This window comes from Bradyrhizobium sp. RP6, from assembly GCF_003837805.1.
Classification (GTDB): domain Bacteria; phylum Pseudomonadota; class Alphaproteobacteria; order Rhizobiales; family Xanthobacteraceae; genus Bradyrhizobium.
The window spans coordinates 26,747-46,487 of sequence record NZ_RQIT01000014.1 but is presented as its reverse complement, the minus strand read 5'-3'; the positions used below and the strand labels follow the sequence as shown (position 1 = coordinate 46,487).

The 19,741-nt window shown below is 62.7% G+C and carries 22 protein-coding genes and 1 pseudogene; 8 read left to right on the top strand and 15 right to left on the bottom strand.

Going from position 1 to position 19,741, the window contains the following annotated elements:
- Positions 1-11 precede the first annotated feature (11 nt).
- From EHH60_RS23375 to EHH60_RS23360, 4 genes and pseudogenes are all read right to left on the bottom strand, one after another.
- Positions 12-1,088, bottom strand: coding sequence for a BMP family ABC transporter substrate-binding protein (locus EHH60_RS23375; protein ID WP_199751829.1), 1,077 nt, complete (start codon positions 1,086-1,088; stop codon positions 12-14).
- Between the two features lie 70 nt (positions 1,089-1,158).
- Complete coding sequence (locus EHH60_RS23370; protein WP_124161780.1) at positions 1,159-2,076, bottom strand: ABC transporter permease; 918 nt, start codon at positions 2,074-2,076, stop codon at positions 1,159-1,161.
- Positions 2,063-3,154, bottom strand: a complete 1,092-nt coding sequence (locus EHH60_RS23365; protein WP_124161779.1) for an ABC transporter permease — start codon at positions 3,152-3,154, stop codon at positions 2,063-2,065. The genes EHH60_RS23370 and EHH60_RS23365 overlap by 14 nt, the downstream gene beginning before the upstream one ends.
- Positions 3,138-4,502, bottom strand: a pseudogene (locus tag EHH60_RS23360) (ABC transporter ATP-binding protein); the annotation flags it as partial. The gene EHH60_RS23365 and the pseudogene EHH60_RS23360, both read right to left, overlap by 17 nt.
- Before the next feature lie 157 nt (positions 4,503-4,659).
- Here EHH60_RS23360 and EHH60_RS23355 point away from each other — a divergent pair.
- Entirely contained in the window at positions 4,660-6,054 is a 1,395-nt protein-coding gene (locus tag EHH60_RS23355) for a hypothetical protein (protein ID WP_124161898.1), read from the top strand.
- A gap of 8 nt (positions 6,055-6,062) precedes the next feature.
- On the opposite strand, the gene EHH60_RS23350 is transcribed toward EHH60_RS23355, so the two are convergent.
- Positions 6,063-6,281, bottom strand: coding sequence for a hypothetical protein (locus EHH60_RS23350; RefSeq protein ID WP_124161778.1), 219 nt, complete (start codon positions 6,279-6,281; stop codon positions 6,063-6,065).
- A gap of 351 nt (positions 6,282-6,632) precedes the next feature.
- Between EHH60_RS23350 and EHH60_RS23345 the strand changes: the two genes are divergently transcribed.
- Positions 6,633-6,815 (top strand): hypothetical protein, encoded by a 183-nt coding sequence (locus tag EHH60_RS23345; RefSeq protein ID WP_124161777.1) that lies wholly within the window; start codon positions 6,633-6,635, stop codon positions 6,813-6,815.
- A 19-nt stretch (positions 6,816-6,834) separates the two neighbouring features.
- Here EHH60_RS23345 and EHH60_RS23340 read toward each other — a convergent pair whose 3' ends face one another.
- From EHH60_RS23340 to EHH60_RS23330, 3 genes are all read right to left on the bottom strand, one after another.
- Positions 6,835-8,211, bottom strand: coding sequence for a vWA domain-containing protein (locus EHH60_RS23340; RefSeq protein ID WP_124161776.1), 1,377 nt, complete (start codon positions 8,209-8,211; stop codon positions 6,835-6,837).
- A 5-nt stretch (positions 8,212-8,216) separates the two neighbouring features.
- Positions 8,217-9,164 (bottom strand): AAA family ATPase, encoded by a 948-nt coding sequence (locus EHH60_RS23335; RefSeq protein ID WP_199751827.1) that lies wholly within the window; start codon positions 9,162-9,164, stop codon positions 8,217-8,219.
- 146 nt (positions 9,165-9,310) lie between these two features.
- Positions 9,311-9,511, bottom strand: coding sequence for a hypothetical protein (locus tag EHH60_RS23330; RefSeq protein WP_027545881.1), 201 nt, complete (start codon positions 9,509-9,511; stop codon positions 9,311-9,313).
- 225 nt (positions 9,512-9,736) lie between these two features.
- Here EHH60_RS23330 and EHH60_RS23325 point away from each other — a divergent pair, with 225 nt between their 5' ends.
- Positions 9,737-10,711 (top strand): quinone oxidoreductase family protein, encoded by a 975-nt coding sequence (locus EHH60_RS23325; RefSeq protein ID WP_124161774.1) that lies wholly within the window; start codon positions 9,737-9,739, stop codon positions 10,709-10,711.
- A 40-nt stretch (positions 10,712-10,751) separates the two neighbouring features.
- On the opposite strand, the gene EHH60_RS23320 is transcribed toward EHH60_RS23325, so the two are convergent.
- Complete coding sequence (locus EHH60_RS23320) at positions 10,752-11,027, bottom strand: hypothetical protein (RefSeq protein ID WP_124161773.1); 276 nt, start codon at positions 11,025-11,027, stop codon at positions 10,752-10,754.
- Between the two features lie 114 nt (positions 11,028-11,141).
- The gene (locus EHH60_RS23315) at positions 11,142-11,750 is read right to left on the bottom strand and encodes a S24 family peptidase (protein ID WP_035705094.1); all 609 of its coding nucleotides are present in this window, start codon (positions 11,748-11,750) and stop codon (positions 11,142-11,144) included.
- A 163-nt stretch (positions 11,751-11,913) separates the two neighbouring features.
- On the opposite strand from EHH60_RS23315, the gene EHH60_RS23310 reads away from it, so the two are divergent.
- Both EHH60_RS23310 and EHH60_RS23305 read left to right on the top strand, forming a co-directional pair.
- Positions 11,914-12,447, top strand: a complete 534-nt coding sequence (locus tag EHH60_RS23310) for a GcrA family cell cycle regulator (RefSeq protein WP_124161772.1) — start codon at positions 11,914-11,916, stop codon at positions 12,445-12,447.
- Between the two features lie 46 nt (positions 12,448-12,493).
- Complete coding sequence (locus tag EHH60_RS23305; RefSeq protein WP_124161771.1) at positions 12,494-13,063, top strand: hypothetical protein; 570 nt, start codon at positions 12,494-12,496, stop codon at positions 13,061-13,063.
- Positions 13,064-13,107: 44 nt separating this feature from the next.
- Here EHH60_RS23305 and EHH60_RS23300 read toward each other — a convergent pair whose 3' ends face one another.
- A complete protein-coding gene (locus EHH60_RS23300; protein WP_124161770.1) occupies positions 13,108-13,464 on the bottom strand; it encodes a hypothetical protein in 357 nt (118 codons plus the stop codon).
- 619 nt (positions 13,465-14,083) lie between these two features.
- On the opposite strand from EHH60_RS23300, the gene EHH60_RS38115 reads away from it, so the two are divergent.
- Positions 14,084-14,269, top strand: coding sequence for a hypothetical protein (locus EHH60_RS38115; RefSeq protein WP_124161897.1), 186 nt, complete (start codon positions 14,084-14,086; stop codon positions 14,267-14,269).
- A 143-nt stretch (positions 14,270-14,412) separates the two neighbouring features.
- Entirely contained in the window at positions 14,413-14,754 is a 342-nt protein-coding gene (locus EHH60_RS23290) for a phasin (RefSeq protein WP_124161769.1), read from the top strand.
- Between the two features lie 190 nt (positions 14,755-14,944).
- Here the strand turns inward: EHH60_RS23290 and EHH60_RS23285 are convergent, their stop codons facing one another.
- The 4 genes from EHH60_RS23285 to EHH60_RS23275 all read right to left on the bottom strand — a co-directional run bounded on the left by EHH60_RS23285 (position 14,945) and on the right by EHH60_RS23275 (position 18,333).
- The gene (locus EHH60_RS23285) at positions 14,945-15,262 is read right to left on the bottom strand and encodes a c-type cytochrome (protein ID WP_124161768.1); all 318 of its coding nucleotides are present in this window, start codon (positions 15,260-15,262) and stop codon (positions 14,945-14,947) included.
- A gap of 37 nt (positions 15,263-15,299) precedes the next feature.
- A complete protein-coding gene (locus tag EHH60_RS37175; RefSeq protein WP_158626760.1) occupies positions 15,300-15,476 on the bottom strand; it encodes a hypothetical protein in 177 nt (58 codons plus the stop codon).
- 76 nt (positions 15,477-15,552) lie between these two features.
- Complete coding sequence (locus EHH60_RS23280) at positions 15,553-16,383, bottom strand: alpha/beta fold hydrolase (RefSeq protein ID WP_124161767.1); 831 nt, start codon at positions 16,381-16,383, stop codon at positions 15,553-15,555.
- Positions 16,384-16,536: 153 nt separating this feature from the next.
- Positions 16,537-18,333, bottom strand: a complete 1,797-nt coding sequence (locus EHH60_RS23275) for a ShlB/FhaC/HecB family hemolysin secretion/activation protein (protein ID WP_124161766.1) — start codon at positions 18,331-18,333, stop codon at positions 16,537-16,539.
- Between the two features lie 131 nt (positions 18,334-18,464).
- Between EHH60_RS23275 and EHH60_RS23270 the strand changes: the two genes are divergently transcribed.
- A complete protein-coding gene (locus EHH60_RS23270) occupies positions 18,465-19,718 on the top strand; it encodes a FecR domain-containing protein (protein WP_124161765.1) in 1,254 nt (417 codons plus the stop codon).
- Positions 19,719-19,741 lie beyond the last annotated feature (23 nt).

The window sequence follows — 19,741 nt, the reverse complement described above, 5'->3', positions numbered from 1 at the left end:
CAAGAAGCGTGCTACTTGCCCGGCAGCTTGTCGTCGATGCCCTTCACGTAGAAATTCATGCCAAGGATCTGCCCGTCGTCGAGGTGATCGCCGCCCTTGCACTCGACCGGCTTGCCGTCCTGCCCAACGATCGGGCATTTGAACGGATGCAGCTTGCCCGCAGTGATTGCGGCCTGGGCATCCTCGGCCATCTTTTTCACATCGTCAGGCATGTTGGTGTAGGGCGCCATCGCGAACATGTGGCTGTCGAGGCCGCCCCAGGTGTTTTCGGACTTCCAGGTTCCGGCGAGCTCGGCCTTGACGCGCTCGATGTAGTAGGGGCCCCAGGTATCCAGGATTGAGGTGAGCTGGGTCTTGGGACCGAACTTGATCATCTCGGAATCCTGACCGAAGGCGAGCTTGCCGCGTTCGCCGGCGATCTGCATGGCGGCGGGCGAATCCGTGTGCTGCATGATGACGTCGGCGCCCTGGTCGATCAGCGCCTTGGCGGCGTCGGCTTCCTTGCCGGGGTCGAACCAGGTGTTGGCCCAGATGATCTTGACCTTGATGTTGGGGTTGATGGTCTGCGCCGCCAGCATCGTCGCGTTGATGCCGGAGACGACCTCCGGAATCGGGAACGAGCCGATGTAGCCGAGCACGCCCGACTTCGACATCTTGGCTGCGATCAGACCTTGAATGTAGCGCCCCTGATACCATTTCGCCGAATAGGTCGACATGTTCGGGTTGCGCTTGTAACCGGTGGCGTGCTCGAAATGCACGTTCGGGTATTTCTTGGCGACCTTCAGCGTCGAGTCCATGTAGCCGAAGGACGTCGTGAAGATCAGCTTGTTGCCGGCGCGGACCAGCTGCTCGATCGAGCGCTCGGCGTCGGGCCCTTCGGGCACGTTCTCAAGGTAGGTGGTCTCGATCTTGTCGCCCAGTTCCTTCACCAGCGCCTGACGACCGAGGTCGTGCTGATAGGTCCAGCCGAGGTCTCCGATCGGACCTACATAGACGAAGCCGACCTTCAGCTTGTCGGCGGCGGAGGCTGCACCGAGGCTGCCGGCAAGCAAGAGCCCCGCAGTCAGGGCAAGAAGTGATTTCCGCATCATCAATCTCCAACATCAGGGGCCAGCCACGATCCGCAACACGCGCCCCGCGCACGCCGCGGAGAATAATTCAACGATCAGGCACGAACACCGTGCCGAGTGCGGCCGGCGCGGTCGAGCCGCCGCTGCGTGCGCGGGAGAGCAGGACGAGCACAAGGACGGTCGCGAGATAAGGCAGCGCCGACATGAACTGGGAGGGAATGCCGACGCCCCAGCCTTGCGCGTGCAGCTGCAGGATCGTCACCGCGCCGAAGAGATAGGCGCCGACCACGAGCCGACCTGGCCGCCAGGACGAGAACACCACCAGTGCCAGTGCGATCCAGCCGCGGCCGGCGGTCATGCCTGGAATGAAGAACGGGGTATAGGCGAGCGGCAAATAAGCGCCGGCAAGCCCGGCACAGGCACCGCCGAACATCACGGCGAAGGTGCGGATCCGCAGCACGGGATAGCCGAGAGCGTGTGCGGAGACATGATTGTCGCCGCAGGCGCGCAGGATCAACCCCGCTCGCGTGCGGTACAGGAACCACCAGACGCCGACGATCAGCGCGACCGAGAAATAGACGAAGCCGTCCTCGCCGAACAGTACGCGGCCGATCAGCGGAATGTCCGTCAGGACGGGAATATAGAGGTGCACGGCTGGCGTGATGCGCTCGCCGAGGAAGCCGGCGCCGATCAGGCCGGAGATCCCGACGCCGAGGATGGTCAGCGCGAGACCGGTCGCGACCTGGTTGACAGCAAGCCCGAGCGCCATCAGCGCGAAGATGAGCGACATCAGCGCGCCCGCGACCATGCCGAACAGCGCGCCGATGAAGATCGATCCGGTCAGCCAGGCGCCGGCAAAGCCGCAGGCCGCGCCGACGATCATCATGCCCTCGACGCCGAGATTGAGCACGCCCGAACGCTCGGTCACGAGCTCGCCGGTCGCCGCGATCAGCAGTGGCGTCGACGCAGCGAGCACCGCGAGGATGATGGCCTCAACCAGCTCCACGAGTCACCTGTCGGTTTGCGAAGACCAGCTTGAAGCGGTAGAGAACGAGGGAATCGCAGGCGAGCACGTACAACAGCAGAATGCCCTGAAAGACCTTGGTGACGTCTAACGGGATCTTCATCGCGATCTGCGCCTGCTCGCCGCCGATAAAGCTCAATGCCAGGAAAAGGCCTGCAATGAGTATTCCAAGCGGATTCAGGCGGCCGAGGAAGGCCACGATGATGGCAGTAAAACCGTAACCGGGCGAGATGCCGGGCTGGAGATGCCCGATTGGACCTGCAACCTCGATGATTCCTGCAAGGCCCGCCAGCGCGCCCGAGACCGCGAAGGTCAGGATGATCAGCTGATTGGCGTTGAAGCCGCCGAACCTCGCCGCACGGGGCGCAGCTCCAACCACGCGGATCTCAAAGCCCTTGATGGTGTGCCGGAGCAGGATGGCAGCCGCCACGACGACGAGCAGCGCGATGACCGAGCCGAAATGCAGCCGGCCACCTTCAATCAGCAGCGGGACTGTCGCCACCGGATCGAACTCGGCCGTGGTCGGGAAATTGAATCCCTGCGGGTCGCGCCATGGCCCACGCACGAGATAGTCGAGGAAGAGATCGGCGACATAGACCAGCATCAGGCTGGTCAGGATCTCGCTGGCGCCGAACTTGAGCTTGCAGATCGCCGGGATCAGCGCATAGAGCGCGCCCGCTGCGGCGGCGAGGATGAGCATGGCCGGCAGCACCCAGGCGCCGGCGTCGGTGCCTTGCGTCTTTACCGCGATCCAGCTTCCGGCGACTGCGCCGATCACGAATTGCCCTTCGGCGCCGATGTTCCAGGCATTGGCGAGATAGCAGAGCGATAGCCCGATCGCGATCATCACCAGCGGCGTTGCCTTCACCGCGATTTCCTGGAGCGAATAGCCGTCGGTCAAAGGCATGATGAAATAGGCATGCAGGGCGAGCAGCGGATTCTTGCCCAACATCGCGAACAGGATGACCATGGTCAGGATCGTGAGGCCGATCGCGATCAGTGGGGATACCAGCGCGATCGTGCCGGAGCGCTCGGCGCGCCTCTCAAGCACCAGCTGCATGCACGACCTCCTCCGGCTCCAGGCTGCTGCCGCCCATCAGGAGGCCGAGCTTTTCGCGGCTCGCTTCGCTTGCTGCGAGCGGAGCCGAAAGCCTGCCGTGGAACATTACGGCGATGCGGTCGGCGATCTCCGCGAGCTCGTCGAGATCCTGGCTGGTCACGAGGACCGCGGCGCCTGCGGTTGCGAGATCAAGCAGCGCCTGTCGGATGACAGCGGCGGCGCCGGCGTCGACGCCCCAGGTCGGCTGGCTCACCACCAGCACCGCGGGGGCGCGCAGGATCTCGCGTCCCACGATGAACTTCTGCAGATTGCCACCGGACAGGCTCGCGGCTTCCGGATCGCGTTTGGCCTTGCGGACGTCGAACGTCTCGGTCGCACGGTCGACCGCTTTCAGCGTGGCTGCGGTGTCGATGAAGCCGCGACGGACCATGCCACTGGCGGCGTGCCCGGTGAGCAGCGCGTTCTCCGACAGCTTCATGCGTGGCGCGGTGCCGTGGCCGAGCCGCTCCTCGGGTACGAAAGCGGCGCCCAGCCTGCGCCGCTGGGTGATCGAGAGACGGCCGGCGGCGATGCCTTCGATCACCACCGTTCCAGGGTCCTTCGAGAGGCGCTCGCCGGAGAGCGCGGCGAACAGTTCGTCCTGGCCGTTGCCGGCGACGCCGGCGATGCCGAATATCTCGCCGCCCCTCAGCTCGAAAGAGATGTGCTCGAGCCGCATGCCATGCGCCTCGGCGGGGGGCAGTGAGAGATCGTTAATGACGAGCCGCGGCACTGTGGTCTTGCGGCCGCCTGCGGCCTTCACTTCCTGGATCTCTCCGCCGACCATCATCCGCGCGAGCGAGGCCGCGGTCTCGCGCCGGGGATTGCAGGTCTCGACCTTCCTGCCGCCGCGCAGGATCGTCGCGGTGTCACAGAGGCGCTTCACCTCCTCCAGCTTGTGGCTGATATAGAGGATGGCGCGGCCTTCGGCCTTGAGCCGCTCCAGCACAACGAAAAGCTGGTCTGCCTCCTGCGGGGTCAGCACCGCCGTGGGCTCGTCCAGGATCAGGAATTTCGGATCCTGCATCAGGGCGCGGACGATCTCGATGCGCTGGCGCTCGCCGACCGACAATTGCCAGACTTCGCGCTTGGGATCGAGCGGCAGTCCATAGGTCTTCGACACCTGCTCCAGCCGCGCCGACATGTCCTTGAAGGACTCTTCGCCGTCGAGGCCGAGCGCGACGTTCTCGGCGACGGTAAGATTGTCGAACAGCGAGAAATGCTGGAACACCATACCGATGCCGCGGCTGCGTGCTTCCGACGGACCGGACAGCACGATTCGTTGCCCCTGCCAGCGACCGGCGCGCGGGTGCTGCTGCGGATGATCGAGAATTTTCAAACGCGGGAGAGCCGCGCCGCGGCGAGCTGAACAGCCGGCCGCCCGCTCGTCATCGTGGCGAGATACGAATCAGTCACCATTGAAATGGTGACCGGCTATCGCCGTGATCGCGAGACATCAGGTGCACATGAAGAGCGACATTCCCCTGCCGTCACATCGCGGAAACCGGTTTTACCAGGGCGGGGTTGCGACCGTTGTCGCCAACGCTCTTCAAGCGGTCAATTTTCTCGGTGATCGGTTCCTGAGAAAGTCGCATCATTCGTTCTCGGCTATCGAGGACCTCTATCGGCATTCGATGGACAGCGCGTTCTCGGTGACCGAGGCCTTCCTCGTCACGGGCGCCCCGCACGCCTCCGCTTATTATCCCCGAGACTTCGCGTGGTTCTATCCCGACGTTCTCGACCCTGAAACCATCATGGATGCGCAAGATGCGGTGCGGCGGGTTCGGTTGCTCGAAAGCAGCGTCCGTTTGTTGCTGGAGGCGGTTCGGGCCGGCATCGTCACGACGACCATTGTCATTGTCCCGGCCGGACGCGGTCGGTATCTCGGCGTGAACTATTTCTCGCGCCCGTCGGACACGCTGCTGGGCATTCTCGCCGGTCTCCAGCAGATGATCTCTGCCGAAGACAGGGCCGCCTCGCATCTGGCGATGTCACAATGCGTACATGCAGGCCGCCTGTTGCTGGCCGAGTATGGCGGTGACCTGAAGCGGGCGATCCTCCAGCTCGCGAGCGAGCTCGAGTCGTTTGACGCTGACGGCACCAGATATTTGCTCTGCGACGCCAGCGGTCCACGCTCCGCGGCGACGGATACCCGCGCCGAGCGCCGGCGTTTTGTCACCAATGCCTGCGTCTACACGACGTTTGTGTGGGGCATGCAGCTCGGGATCGTCGCCGAGAACGAGCTGAAGCGGCTGCTCGGGCGTGATCTTGCGCAGTACAAGACGGACCTGCTCCGCCTGTTCGGCAAGGACGGCTATATCAGGCATTCCCTGGAAGGCCCGGCGAGCTCGCCTGCCTCATCGGTCGCGCTGGATTTCGTCAGCGTGCATCGTGGATTCTGGGACATGAGCGATGCGAGCGAGCGGGCTCTGTTCGCGGCCACGACCGATCTGATTATTGCGGAGCCGCGGTTTCGCATTCCCGGCACGTTTCATTTCCTGGTCTCACCCGAGAATCCCAGGAACAAGATGATCCACAAGATCGCGGCACCTGCCTATCAGGGGCGTTCCTGCTGGCCGACCTTCAACGTCGAGTTCGCGGATCGCATGCTGGACTATGATGAATTCGTTGGCGGCGATACCTATCGGGCCTGGTCCCAAGGAATATTGAAGGACATTCGGACGGCGACCGAGATTCACGGTGGCTATCAGGAGCTGATCTCAGAACAGGGGCTGAAGTATCGTACCTGGGCGTACAAGGGCGCCGTGGCCCATTCCTGGTTTCCGCGCTTCCTGTCCGTCTGGAGGAGGGCGTATGGAAGGCCACTCCTCCGGTGGATTGACGAAGAATCCAGTCGGTGACGTATCGCTCACGCTACGAGATCCAGCAGCCGGCACGATCCCCGCACCAGCACCTTGCGTCCGGTCTGCGTCATGGTAGGCACGCCGTCATTGATGACGACGAGGCCGAGTGCGACGAGGCTTTCGAGGAGATCGGCCTTGAGACGGCCGTTCGACCGCGGATTGCGAAGTGAGCGCAGAGCTGCCCATTGATCCGGCGAAAGATCCAACTCGAAATCGTCGTTCATGTTGCCTCGGCAATCGTAACGTTCACGCGCCGTGTTATCGGCGCTCCATGAAGACCATGCGACGACAATGAGTCCGGAATTCGGTGAGATGTTTAGAACGTCTCTTCACAAATTTTCGCACTTCGTTGCGCGACAGGCGTTAAGGTCGTTTGCGCAAAAATATCGTCTCGATCTTCGATCACTAATTGATGATCTGCACTTGATGTTGCAATGCGAATTACCGCAGTGCACGGGAAGCGTTGCTGTCCCATTCTGCGTCGCGATATGCGCAAGAAATGATGAGACGAGTTGCTCCGGGCTCTGCTAAGCTAATTAGCGGGGAATGGCTTCACACGACAGGAGTGTGAGTGCATGAAGAGGCTGGTTGAAATTCGCAATCAGGAATTTCTATGCCGCGAACGTGCGACGTTCGATTCGGAACGCCGGGTATTCTGGCTCGCGCAGGCCGAGGAATGGGAGCAGCGCGCGCTCGACGAAATCGCGTATTACTTTCGGGAGTGCAATCCCGCGCAGGCCGAGCGGAACGCCGCCTGACGCCGGCGGCTAATATTGCTTATTGATAAGTGGCCACGATGTCGGACACGGCGCGCTCGAGCTGTTGCGCGGTGGCGCATTGGCGCACGACGCTGCAAAAGGTCGCGTAGCGCGGCATCTCGGAGTCGCCAAAGCCCCAGGCGAGCCGCCCCTCGGGATTGAGCCAGACCAGCCGCTTCGAGCGGTCGGAGATCCGGCGCAAGATGTCGGCGCGCGGGTCGAGATTGTTGCTGCGGGCATCGCCGAGCACGATCACCGTGGTCTGCGGGGTCAGCGTGCTCATGAACTCCTTCTCGAAATCGACCAGCGAGGAGCCGTAGTCCGACGAGCCGAAGCCGACCTTGGACATGATCTCGGACATCGCCTCCTCCGGCGACTTGGATTCCAGGATGTCGCTGACCTCGATCAGATGCGAGGAGAAAGCGAAGGACCGGACATCGTCGACCACCTCGTGCAGCGAGTGGATCAGCAGCAGGAAGAAGTCCGAAACTTGCGCAACGGAGCCCGAGACGTCGCACAGCGCTACGATCTTCGGCCGGTCGCGATGCTTGCGCTTCCATGCCGTGAGGAAGGGCACGCCGCCCCAGGCCGCATTGCGACGGAGCGTGCGACGCACGTCGAGATGGCCCCGGCGCTGGCGCTTACGCGGCTTCGAGTAACGCTCGCGCAGCCGGCGCGCGATCTGGCGGATGAGGGCGCGCATCTCGGCGATATGGCGTCGCTCGATGCGGGCCAACGGCGCGTTGCGCAGGATTTCGTTGCGGAGATTTTCGGCCTCCTCGCGGGCATAGAGTGCAAGCCCCTGAGAGACCGTATCGCGCACGGTCTCGCGCAAGGCGTCGAGCGCGGCACGTAGGCGCTCGGCCAGTGCAGGGTTGGTTGCGGTCAGCCCGTCGAGATCGTCGCGAAGGCGCTGGAGGCCCATGGCCTCGAGGATGCGGCTGGAGAATATGCCGCGCTGGGTGGAGTAGCGGATGTCGGACAGGGAGGCCGCGCCGGAGGCACCGGCAATCGCGGCAGCGATCGCGTTGCGATCCTGCGACAGCAGCATCTGTGCGAGCGGGCCTAAACCTTCGGGAGGCCGACCTTTGCCGGCATCGCCGGGAGCGCCGGAGAAGGGCGGCTGATCTGCGTCCTGCGGCGCGTCGTTGTTGTCGGCCTCGGGCTGGTCCTGCCGCGGCTCCGGCTGACTGAAGAAGAGATCAAAGCAGTCGCCGAGCGCGAGCTTCTCGTCCTGCGACTTGGCGAGCGTCAGAAGCAGCGCGTCGCGCAGGACGGCACGGTCGGACATGCCGACCTGCGCCACCGCCCGCATCGCATCGATGCTTTCGGCGGGCGAGACGTGAACGCCGGCGCCCCGCGCCGCTCGAAAGAAACGATGGAGGTTCTCGCGCATCGGCCTCAACCGAAGACGTTGGACCGTGCCGCCTTGGCAATGAAGGTCGTCACTTGCGGCGCTGCTGCCTCGATGTCGGCCTCGTATTTCAGGAGCACGTTGAGCGTGTCCTTGACGATATCGGTGTCGAGCTCGGAAGCCTGGAGCAGCACCAGCACGCGCGCCCAGTCGATGGTTTCGCTGACCGACGGAAGCTTCTTCAGATCCAGCGAGCGGATCTCGTGGATGAAGCCGACCATCTGCCGGCGCAGCGTCTGGGAAATGCCGGGCACGCGGCTTTCGACGATGCGTTCCTCGAGTCGCTGCTCGGGGAAGCCGATATGCAGATGCAAGCAGCGCCGTTTCAGGGCGTCGCCGAGATCGCGTTCGCTGTTGGAGGTGAGGATCACGGTCGGCGGGGTGATGGCCGAGACAGTTCCGAGCTCGGGGATCGTGACCTGGAAATCGGACAGAATCTCCAGCAGCAGCGATTCGAATTCCGCATCCGACTTGTCGATCTCGTCGATCAAGAGCACGCAGCCGCCAGGCTGCTCCAGCGCCTGGAGCAGGGGACGCGGCTCGACGAACTCCTTGGAGAAGAACACGTCGCCGAAATCATGGAGCTGGTCGAGCGCGGCGTGCAGCGTCTGCGCGCCCCCGAGAACCTCGCCGAGCTTGTCCTTGAGGATCTGCGTGTAGAGAAGCTGCTTGGCGTATTTCCACTCGTAAAGCGCCTTGGCCTCGTCGAGGCCCTCGTAGCATTGCAGGCGGATCATCTTCATGCCGCGCCAAGCCGCGATCGCTTTGGCGAGTTCGGTCTTGCCGACGCCCGCGGGGCCCTCGACCAGGATCGGCTTCTCGATCTGCTGCGACAAATAGACGGCGGTCGCGATCTGCCGGCTCGCGATATAACCTTGCGCGGCGAGGCCGCTCTCCACTGCCTCGATCAATGTCGAAGCCTTCTGATCAGCCACGAATGGGCGCTCCCAAAGGTCTTGGTCGAGGCTTGTTCTGCCTGCGTTCCCGGCAAAGAACAAGCCTCGTTTGGGAGACATCAGACCCGCGTGAAGGGCGTTTTTCCGCTTAGCGCAAATAGTTAAGCGGTTCGCCGTTCGCGCGATCAGTGCCGCAGCAGCTCCGGCTTGCGGATCGTCTGTCTGACCTCGGCGCCGCAATCGGCGCATTCATAGACGAAGTCGATTTTGGCAAGGCTCCAATGCGGCTCGACCTCGCGCACATACATCGGCAAGAATCCCATGCAGGTGGGGCAATTCACAGGCGCGATCTCGACGTCCTGATGATGCTGAACGTAAGCTGGCATCGCGGCTCTCCTTCGCAGGCGACCACCAACCCCCGCGCGGAAGCTAACTGCCGGTTACCCCCGAGCCCTCATCAACTCTTTCGAACAGAGGCGGAACGGTGCGCGTTTGTGGTTCGCTGTGACATTCCTGTTACGGATATGTACTGTAGCGGGCGGACCAGATGCCTATTTCGTAGGCCGGTTGGGTTCACTGGATTTCACTGCAACGATAAGGGAGCAACGCCGATGACGCATGCCATTCGCTTTCACAAGACCGGCGGTCCGGAAGTCCTGGTCTGGGAGGAGGTCAGTGTCGGCGAGCCTGGACCGGGCGAAGCGCGCATCCGCCACACAGCTGTCGGGCTTAATTTCGTCGACATCTACAACCGTTCGGGTCTCTATCCGGCGCAATTGCCGAGCGGGCTTGGCAGCGAGGCGGCCGGTGTCGTCGAGGAGGTCGGGCCCGGTGTCACCGATCTGAAGCCGGGCGATCGCGTCGCCTATGGCGCCTCGCCGCTCGGGGCCTATTCGGAGGCGCGGCTGATCCCCGCCGACCGGCTGTTGAAATTGCCCGACGGCGTCGACGACAAGACCGCGGCGGCGATGATGCTCAAAGGGCTCACCACACAATATCTGATCAGGCAGACCTATCGGGTGAAGGCCGGCGATACAATCCTGCTTCACGCTGCGGCCGGCGGCGTCGGCCTGATCTTGAGCCAGTGGGCCAAGCATCTCGGCGCGACCGTGATCGGCACGGTCAGCAACGATGAGAAGGCGAAGCTTGCCAAGGCGCATGGCTGCGACCATGTGATCATCTATACACGGGAAGATTTCGTGAAGCGGGTTGACGAAATCACCGGCGGCAAGAAGGTGCCGGTGGTTTACGACTCCGTCGGCAAGGACACGTTCCTCAAATCGCTAGATTGCCTCGCCCCGCTCGGTGTCGCGGCTTTGTTCGGCCAGTCTTCGGGTGCTGTTGAGCCGCTCAATCTCGGCCTGCTGGCCCAGAAGGGGTCACTCTACGTCACGCGTCCGACGCTGTTCACCTACGCCGCCAAGCGCGAAAATCTGGTCGCGATGGCGAGCGAACTGTTCGACGTCGTCAAGTCCGGCGCGGTCAAGATCGAGGTGCACCAGACCTATCCGCTGAAGGACGCCGCCAGGGCGCATACCGATCTTGCTGCGCGCAAGACCACTGGATCGACCGTTCTTCTGGTCTAGCTCCAATGCTCGGACGGACCGTGACGCAAGCTACTCGGCGTCACGTCCGCTCGTGCTTGCGCAGATCGCGGGTGTGATCAACGCGGATTGCTTGGAGGTCGATATCCTCGGGTGGAATCTGGGGCAGGGCGGCCTCGGTCAGGATGGCCTCGGTCACGTCCTCGACCATATTCTCGGCGATCTCGTGTATGAACGAGATGTTCCGGTATTCGCCCGAGGCGATGCGGGAGATGACCTCTCGCCTCGTGATTTCGGGGTCGACGACCGCCTCACGGCCCCGCCGCCCATAATCGATCATCACGACGAAGTATTGCATGAAAACGATCCTGCCGCGCCCCCTGTGGTCGCGAACGCGGCAGAGTATTTCCGAAAAACGAAATTTTGTCAACCGTAATTTCTGAAAATAAGAAGTTGCTGGCTGCGCGGTCTCTTATTTGCCTTTCTTGCGAGGCCGCGCCGATTTCGCACGCAGCCGCTCCAGTTGCCCCTTCGGCATGGACAGACAGATCTCTCCCACCCAGTCGAGCTTGACGCCGACGATCGGCTTGGCATTGAAGCTCGTGAGATTGACGACGGAGGGGGATTTTCCCCGCTCGATGGTCTTCAGGTAGCGCTCACCGGTCTTGAGGCGGACCACCGCCTCCTCACCGTAGAAGCTCGACAGCGGATGGCGCTGGTCCTTGTAGACCACGATCACGTCGCCGCTCTCGTATTTGGGCAGCATCGAATCGCCCACGATCTCGAATGCAACCGTCTCTTCCATGATCGGGAAGGGCAACGTGATGTCGCCGAGACCTTCCGGGGGAACCTGTTCGTAGTCCGGCTCGATCACCGCGCCGGCTCCGACGCGCCCCATGATCGGCGCGAGGTTGAGCTCGAGATACTCCATGATCGGAATGATTTCCGATGCCTTTACCAGACGCTCGCCGCCGAGGATCTCAGAGACCGCGCCGGGGCGCACGCCCATGGCTGCCGCCAGGCCGCCCTTGCTCTTGCCCGTCTTCTCCAGGCCCCGTTCGATCATTGCAACGTCCAGCATGGTGATTCCCTCGATTGTGCACCGTCTCGCCTCTTGTAATCCGAAATTCGGAATTGATGCAATTATGAATATCAGAATTATCGCTTGACACTCGCTTCGGAATAACGGAATGTGTGTTCCGCCTGCCGGTCGCGTGATCGGAGGGGCATCACAGGACAGCATCATGGAACCGGGCCATTGGCCGTCGGAGCACTCCGACGCGCTTCGCGACTATTTTCTCAAGGGCATGTCTTATGCGGAGATCGGAAGACAGATTAACGCAAGGTTTGGAACGGCTTACACGCGCAGCGCGATTGTCGGCCGCGCCAGGCGGCTCGGGCTCGTCGTGCCGGAATGGATGACGAGCCCGTCGATCGCGCCATCTTTGCCAGGCGAGGCTTGTCTCATTTCACCGCGCCGGTCGGCGTTGCCGAACCTGAGCCTGCCGCCGAAGTCGGCAATGAAGCCTGCGGCGCGGGTCAAGTTGCGCTGCGTCGGCGTCCAGCCGCGCCTCATCCAACTGGTCGAACTCGAGCCGGCCGACTGCCGCTATCCCTATGGTGGCGACAAGGACGGGGAGGAAATCACCTTCTGCGGCCACCCCTGCCAGCCGGGCTCCAGCTATTGCGCGCCACATGCCCGGCTGACGCGCCGCCCCGAGGCGGCGTCCGCCCGTGCCGCAGGCCCCGTCATGCTGAGGCTGGTCTCGGTCGCTTAAAGCGACAGCCGTCCGTTCAATCGTCAGTCTTGCAAGGAGTATCCGAGTGGCTCGTGCCCGACGTAACAAGGCCTACAAATTGGCGCAGATCTACGACCGGCGGTCGCGGGAGGTGCCGTTCAATGCCGAGGTGGCGGAGGTGGAGGTCGACAATCCGCTCGCGCTCGATTCAGGCGAGAAGATCCTGGCCATCCGCTCAATCCGAAACGATCCGCTCGGCCGGTTGCACGCACACCACCAGATCGACGAGGCGCAATATCGCGGCGGGCGCGCCTTCCAGCACGATTGGGAGCAGGCGGAGCGGGGGCCCCAGGCGGTCGATACGACACGCGAATATGTCGATGGTACCGGCACACGCGAGCCGGTCACGGAGAGCCAGCGACAGGCGGTGCTGCGCCTGAACCGGGTCGAGCGCGAGTTAGGCACCGACGGCGCCGCCCTGGTGCACGACGTGCTGGTGCTGGGTCTTACGATGGATCAGATTGGGCAGCGTCGGGCTGTCCGTACGCAGCGCTGGAACGATTATTTCGGGCGACGCTTTCGCGAATGCCTGGATCGGCTGGCGCTGGTCTACGGCTTTGCGACCGGGGCCGAGTGTGCGTACCGGCGCAGATGACTGCGCACGCCTGCGGCACCGGCCCCAGGCGTGCCTGCCTGCCGCTACGGAGGAGGTACAATTCGATAAGGCGTCGTGTAGGGCTCGACGCGGAGCGAGGCGTTGGCCAAAATCCCGATCTTGGCGGTCGGCGCCTGCTGCAATTCGCCGTTCGGGCCACGATGCACGTTGTATTGCCAGACAGTGAGGCCGCCCTTCTGTGCCAGCGCGTGTGCAACGGCGCTCGCATCATTGCCGCCGAGCGCCTGAAGCTCCTCCGCCGACAATCCGACGACGATTTCGTCCTTGATGGTGACGATCTTGAACAGGTTCATCCTGGTCTCCTGCGCCCATGCGCCTTGTATCGAGAGGGTGAGAAGCGCGATCGCGGCGCCTTCGATGAGATCGCAGCGAGAAAGCATGCCGTTATCCTTTGGTCCTGACGCGCGCCCAGATCGAAGAGTTATCAGCCATGGCGCCCGTATCTGCGTGGCCGTGCCGCAACGGCTTGATCGCTCGCTCGCGGACAGCGGTTCAGGGCGGGGTCATATCCGGACGGATGGTTCCGGTGCGAACACCCGCGCCAAGGTCAGGGCCGGCTGCAAGATCGACCTTTCATCCCGGCGATACAACCACCGAAGTCGGGCTCAACAATTACGTGTGCATGCTGAAGCATCGCCAACCCGCGCGCGATGTGCATTCACGCCGGAAACAAGGCGAAACGGTTGCGCGGATTGACAACGATCACGGCTGTATGCGTGATTGATGCAACTTCTTGACGCAGGTGGGTGACGGCGGTCGATATTCCTGTTATCCGGAATCGCCGTGGTGCGATGCAGACAAAGCGTCGCTTCGCCGCCGGCTGGGCTTGCCGGATGGGTTGTTCTTTGGCATGGTTGCACCAAACGGTTGAGACCGTTATTCGGATGCAGTTCGGTGTGTGAACCCGGCGGCCCCGGCCGAGGTTCGTCGCGATAGATTCTGTTGCGGCGTTCGGTTCTTGAGCAGATCCTGAAGGCCGGTGCTTGTCATAGGTGCGAGATGAAAAACCTCGATTTCGCGGCTGAGCTTCATCTCAAGCTCGGTGTGCCTGCAAGCAGGACCGTCGAAAGTCTGCGCCTGCTCCGCGCGTTCCTGAAGCTCGCGCCTCGACAGCGTTTCGAAGTGATCAAGCTGGTCGAAGATCTCGCCGCCGAAGAAGCTCTTCCCGATCACCCCTTGTCCTAAGGTCCGGCCACGCGCCGGCCTATGCCGTCTCGTTCCTTTTTCTGCCAGCGCCGGGCCCGCTGGCGTCGTTCCACCAAGGCTGGCCGCTGGAAGGCGGTCCGGTAAGTGTGGTATCCAGTTGAGAAAAAGGGAGGAGTGCGACCATGATTGAACCGAAGCTCGAAGTTCCCGCCGAACTGCGCGACCTGGCGGAGAAGACGATTGATCAGGCGGAAAAGGCATTCGGCATGTTTTTTGACGCTGCCACCAAATCGATGTCGTCCGTTCCGGGCGCGGGGACGGAGGTGTCGAAGCAGGCGCTGGCTTTCACTGAGCAGAACATGAAGTCGGCGTTCGAGCATGCGCGCAAGCTGGTGCATGCTACCGACATCCAGGAAGCGATGCGAATCCAGTCGGATTTCCTGCGCAGTCAGTTCACCAGCGCCGGGGATCACATGCGTCAGATGACCGGCAGTTTCATGCAACAAGGCAAGGACAAGTCCTGATTCCCGGCGTGTGTACAGGGTGCCCATAAATTGATCTTGTGTGGCGTGGACATCCGCGCTTCGATAACGGCGCAGGTCCATGATGGGCCACCGAATGAGCTCATTCGCCGTCCGTCATCTTTTCTGCTGATCCCTGCCGGCCTCCGGCAGGGATTTGCGTTTGCGGCAGGTCGTGATCGTCCGGCGACTGCTAACGCAGCGACGAGATATAGGCCGCAATATCGCCGGCTTCGCTCCGGCTCAAGGGAAAATTCGGCATCTTCGGGTGCGGATCGAGCAGGAAGAAGGCGAGCCTTTCTGGACTGAAGTCCGGCCTGCGCGCAACGGATGCAAAGGAAGGGACGTCGGCGCTCGCCTGGGTCTGCCCGTTCGCCACGACATGGCAGCTCGCGCACCAGCGCTTGGCGAGATCGGCACCATGATCGGCGTCAGCGGCGAGGGCAGGCGACGTGCCGACGCCAGAGATTACGCCAAGCAGCAGGCAAATCCGTCTCACATGCCGGGGCATAGGGTAATCTTTCTGCGTTCGCACGCGGCCGCTGCGCTCATCCGCAGCATGATCCTGGAAATTGCGAGAGGTCAATGCGGGCGATGATCGACCGCAGCAGCTTGCGGGCCGAACGATAGAAACGCCGTATGAATGTCGGCATTCTTGCCGCGGGCAGGCCAAGGCTTTTCGTATCAAGGCTTTTGGTGTCAAGACTTCCGGTATAGTGCGACACGTGTCTCTCCGAGGCCATATCGCTCTTCTATCGTGCCGCTCTGGAGCCGCCTTGATCTGCCGCAAAGCGTTCCCGGCTAGTAGTCGCCTGGGTTCATGATCATTGGGCTCCTCGTATCTGCCGGCGCAAGCGCGCTGCTGGCGCTGTCACGCAGGAAGCGGTCGAGTGTCTCCTGGATCCTCTCCTTGACCGAGCTCGGACCGCGATCGCTCATCTCCGTGTGCTGCGCGCCGGTGTTGATGATATCGATGCCGCGCGCCTTGGCCTCTTCCGGCGTCGGCAGCACGCCGGGATCTGTCACGAAATGCGGGTCCTTCGAGCGGAACGACAGGATCTTCATGCGGTCGCTGAGTACGAAAGGCACCCGTAGATTGTCGAGCGTGATCACCTTCGACACCAGCTCCGGGTGCTGATGGGCGACATACATGGAGACATCGCCGCCGTTGGAGTGGCCGACGAGGGTGATGTGGTCGTATTCGACGTTCTCCTGCCGCCTCTTCAATTCGCCCAGCACGAAGAGAATGTTGGCTTCGCAGCGGATGTAGACGTCACGCCGGCCGACATATGGCTGGCCGACATGGGTCATCAGCGGCGGATCGCTCGGCAAGTCCTGCTGGATGCTGGCGACCAGATAGCCTCGCGCGGCGAGGACGTTGGCAAGGAAGGAATATTCGGTGGCCTTGACGGTATTGCCGTTACTGATGATGGCGAGCGGGAGCTTCCATAGGCCGAGATTGGCCTTGTTCTCGTAGTCGCGCCGCACGGCAAGCTCGACCGAGATCGGCCGCTGGCGCGAGGCGTCGAATAGGGACAAGGTCTCATGGCGGATTGCGAACTGGCTGACGACGAAATACTGCCCGACACCAAGGACACAAAGCAAACCCAGAATTGCAAACACCTTCCTCATGGTTCTGTCTCAAATCACCTTTGACTGAACATGGTGATCGGGAACTCCCGGTCGAGTGATCGTGAGCAGGTTACCGGGTTAAATTTAGGCAAGTTTGTGAGCGAGGCCGCAAAAGCGCCGCACGCCGGGTCGGTCGACCGAAGGAGGGCGCCGCTAGAGACAGCGGGGCCTGCCGCGCTCGGGGCAGACCCGGAACGCGCTCGACAGTGTGAAGAGGAAGCGTGGGCTGCGGCGCTCGTTGTCCGGCGCCCTGTAGCTCAAGGGGACAGCCACGCCGAGATCCGCCTGGAGATCGTACGGCAAGAAGAACCGCACACCGGCCCCGGTCGATGTCAGCGACAGGCCGTCGCTCAGACGATAACCGTCGTTCCAGACTGCGCCGGCGTCGCCGAAGACGTAGAGCTGATAGCCGGTCCAATAGCGGAAGTTGAGCTTCTGATCGAAGCGCAGTTCGAGCGAGCCGGCAAGGGCGTTATCGCCGCTGATCTCGGCGCAGCCATAGCCCCGGCCGAAGGCCGCGCCGCCAAGATAAAACTGCTGCGAGGTGAACAACGGCCGTGATGCCGTCTGGCTCGCAGCTGAGAGCTTGAGCGACCAGGCGCTGTTGAGTGTCTGGTAGCGTGTGAACCAGAGGTTCAGCACCGAGAAATTCGATGAGGCGCCATTGCGCGATATCAGATCGTCGCCGAAATGCGATGCGCCAAAGACGTCGAGGCCTTGGCGGTAGTTCAGCGTCACAAGATTGGTGCCGCCGAAGCGATCTTGGAGCCGGTAGTCGGCGGTCAGGCTCGCGGTTCTGATGTGGTCGTTGTACCAGGGGCCGTAAATGTCGTGCTCGGATACGTTGCTGAAGCTTCCAGCCACGGTGAGCGTCAGCCCCGAGGATTGCGACAGGAAGGGCACGGTGCTTGCCCGCACCTCGAAAGCTTCGGTCGTGGTAATGTCGCTGTCGAGACGGCGTGCGTCGCCGGGCCGGACTGCGCTGTACAGGACGGAAGCGCCGAGGCGCACACCGTCGACGCCGACGGGCGCGTCATAGGACAGGCGTGCGAACCCGAGTTCGCGGAGGTCGTTCGCAATGGTCGACAGGTTGACAGCTAGCGCGTCGCCGGGCGCGAGGTAGGAGTTGAATGCGCCGGTCGCGTAGGTTTGCCAGGGGCCGACCGACGACGATCCGAGATTATCGAGAGCGAATGAGGAGAAGATGTGCCAGGTCTTCAAATAGACGATCAGGCGGAAGCGGCCGGTCGTACCGCCGATCTCCTCCAGCGCAGTGTCGGTGATCCGGACGCCCGGCCTGCCGTTGATCAGGAAGAGCTGGCGTTCGAGCGTTGCCAGCCGCGACGGTTGTTCGGCCAGAACCGGCCCGAGCATCGGCCTTACGCCGAACTGCTCGACGCCATCGCCTTTCAGCTCGGCCTGCACGATGGCGCCTTCGATGACCTGGATGCGGACCCGGCCGTCGACAATATCCTGCGGCGGCACGATGGCGCGGCTTAAGTGGAAGCCAGCTTCGCGGTAGAGGTCGCTGATCGCGCCGGAGATCGCGGCGAGATCCGCCTGCGAGACCTTCTTGGCGAGATAAGGCTGATAGACCGCGGCGATGCGCTCGCGGGAGACAGCGTGAGCGCCGATGACGCTGATCCCGCGCAGCACGAACTGCAGCTTGGCATCGCCACCGGTGCTTGGCCGGTCGATTTTGGGCAGCTTGATCGGAGGCCGGCTCTGCGATTCCCGTTCGGTTTGGTTTTCAAAGTATTTCTCGGGCTGACGCGGATCGAAGCCCGGCTGGTTCGCCTGCTGTGCGAGTGCCTGCGGAACTCCCGTAAAAATAGGTGCCAACAACGCCAACGCGGTAAGGAGATGCCGCTTCCCGCTACGCGCAGCAAACCCGTCTCCGTAGTCTGACGGAGGGATTGCCATGTGGCGGTAAGGCTTCGTTAGGCGCATGATTTTTCTTAGGTTTTTATGGTCAATGATTGGTTAATGAGGCCGCACCACTGGCCTCTTCCTGCTAATCCTCTCTTGAGTGATTTCGGATAGGCCTCAAGCTCCGGCTGTAACGCGGACTGAGGATCGTCATGTTTGGCAAAGTTGGAATGCGGTGCGCCTTCGTGGTGGCCCTGGCCCTGGCACAGCCTCCCGGTGCATTCGCCGCGGATGACGGCGTCTGGTCCGTCAGCAAGTCCTCTGGCGAGGTCTGGCTTGCAACGAGCGGCGCGCAGCCGGTGTCGCTGAGCCAGGAAGGGATGCTGAAGCCAGGCGATATCGTTCGCACCGGGCGCAACGGACGTGTCCTGCTTGTCCGCGGCGAGGAAACGATTCTGATCTCTCCCAATTCTGTGGTGGGCTTGCCGGCCGAGAAGAAGGAAGGGCTCGCGACCACCATCATCCAGCAGGCGGGTTCGATCCTGCTCGAGGTCGAGAAGCGTAACGTCAAGCATTTCGAGGTCGAGACGCCGTATCTCGCCGCCGTGGTCAAGGGAACGCAGTTCAGCGTTACGGTGGGTGCGGGCAGCACCAAGGTCGGCGTGCTCCGCGGCCAGGTCGAAGTCTCCGATTTCAAGACGGGCCAGATTGCCCAGCTCATGCCGGGGCAAGCGGCCACGGTCTTTGACCACGGCAAGCCCGGTCTCAGCCTCAGCGGTGCCGGGACGTTCAGTCCGATCGAGCACGGCAAGCCTCGCGCCCCGACGATTGAGCGTGTTCCCGTGCCGAAATCGGGCCTGTCGGCGCCGCGCAACGCGGCGAATGGCCAAGCAATCCATGCGCTCGGCCCTATCGACAAGGGGGCCAAGACGGCCGGCGCACCGAAGCCATCGCATCAGGCGGCTGGAGCGCATGCCTCCAAGGCCGGCGTCGTGCGCATTTCGAACTCGCTCGGCGAAGTCAAGCTGAACGTCCATAAGGTCACGCGCGGCCTCGCCCACGGCGCTGCGGCAGGACAGGTTCGCAACGCGAATGCCAGCACCGGCAGCCCGACGGTCTGGAACGATGGCAAGACCAACTCGGCAGCATCCAACAGCGCGGTAACCAGCGGTGCCGCAGCTGCCGCCAATGGCCCCTCCAGCGCAAACGCGGCGATCGCCGCAATGACAGCCGGTGCATCCAGCGATAGCTCGCGCGCCAACAACGGAAACCTCGGTGGCAACGGCAATTCCGGCAATGGCAGCGGCAACAACGGTAATGGCGGTAACAGCGGCAACAACGGTTACGGCAACGACAACAGCGCCGCAACCGGCAATGGCATGGGCAACAACGGCAACGGCAATGGGAATGGCGGCGGTAGCGGCAGCAGCGGCCATGGCAATGCCTACGGCCACAACAGACGCTGAGACGATTTGCCAGGGGATGACGG

Coding starts and splice junctions, on each gene's coding strand:
- EHH60_RS23375 (WP_199751829.1), bottom strand. CDS start 1,088: ATGCGGAAATCACTTCTTGCCCTGACTGCGGGGCTCTTGCTTGCCGGC.
- EHH60_RS23365 (WP_124161779.1), bottom strand. CDS start 3,154: ATGCAGCTGGTGCTTGAGAGGCGCGCCGAGCGCTCCGGCACGATCGCG.
- EHH60_RS23355 (WP_124161898.1), top strand. CDS start 4,660: ATGAAGAGCGACATTCCCCTGCCGTCACATCGCGGAAACCGGTTTTAC.
- EHH60_RS23350 (WP_124161778.1), bottom strand. CDS start 6,281: ATGAACGACGATTTCGAGTTGGATCTTTCGCCGGATCAATGGGCAGCT.
- EHH60_RS23345 (WP_124161777.1), top strand. CDS start 6,633: ATGAAGAGGCTGGTTGAAATTCGCAATCAGGAATTTCTATGCCGCGAA.
- EHH60_RS23340 (WP_124161776.1), bottom strand. CDS start 8,211: ATGCGCGAGAACCTCCATCGTTTCTTTCGAGCGGCGCGGGGCGCCGGC.
- EHH60_RS23330 (WP_027545881.1), bottom strand. CDS start 9,511: ATGCCAGCTTACGTTCAGCATCATCAGGACGTCGAGATCGCGCCTGTG.
- EHH60_RS23325 (WP_124161774.1), top strand. CDS start 9,737: ATGACGCATGCCATTCGCTTTCACAAGACCGGCGGTCCGGAAGTCCTG.
- EHH60_RS23320 (WP_124161773.1), bottom strand. CDS start 11,027: ATGCAATACTTCGTCGTGATGATCGATTATGGGCGGCGGGGCCGTGAG.
- EHH60_RS23315 (WP_035705094.1), bottom strand. CDS start 11,750: ATGCTGGACGTTGCAATGATCGAACGGGGCCTGGAGAAGACGGGCAAG.
- EHH60_RS23310 (WP_124161772.1), top strand. CDS start 11,914: ATGGAACCGGGCCATTGGCCGTCGGAGCACTCCGACGCGCTTCGCGAC.
- EHH60_RS23300 (WP_124161770.1), bottom strand. CDS start 13,464: ATGCTTTCTCGCTGCGATCTCATCGAAGGCGCCGCGATCGCGCTTCTC.
- EHH60_RS38115 (WP_124161897.1), top strand. CDS start 14,084: ATGAAAAACCTCGATTTCGCGGCTGAGCTTCATCTCAAGCTCGGTGTG.
- EHH60_RS23290 (WP_124161769.1), top strand. CDS start 14,413: ATGATTGAACCGAAGCTCGAAGTTCCCGCCGAACTGCGCGACCTGGCG.
- EHH60_RS23285 (WP_124161768.1), bottom strand. CDS start 15,262: ATGCCCCGGCATGTGAGACGGATTTGCCTGCTGCTTGGCGTAATCTCT.
- EHH60_RS23280 (WP_124161767.1), bottom strand. CDS start 16,383: ATGAGGAAGGTGTTTGCAATTCTGGGTTTGCTTTGTGTCCTTGGTGTC.
- EHH60_RS23275 (WP_124161766.1), bottom strand. CDS start 18,333: ATGCGCCTAACGAAGCCTTACCGCCACATGGCAATCCCTCCGTCAGAC.
- EHH60_RS23270 (WP_124161765.1), top strand. CDS start 18,465: ATGTTTGGCAAAGTTGGAATGCGGTGCGCCTTCGTGGTGGCCCTGGCC.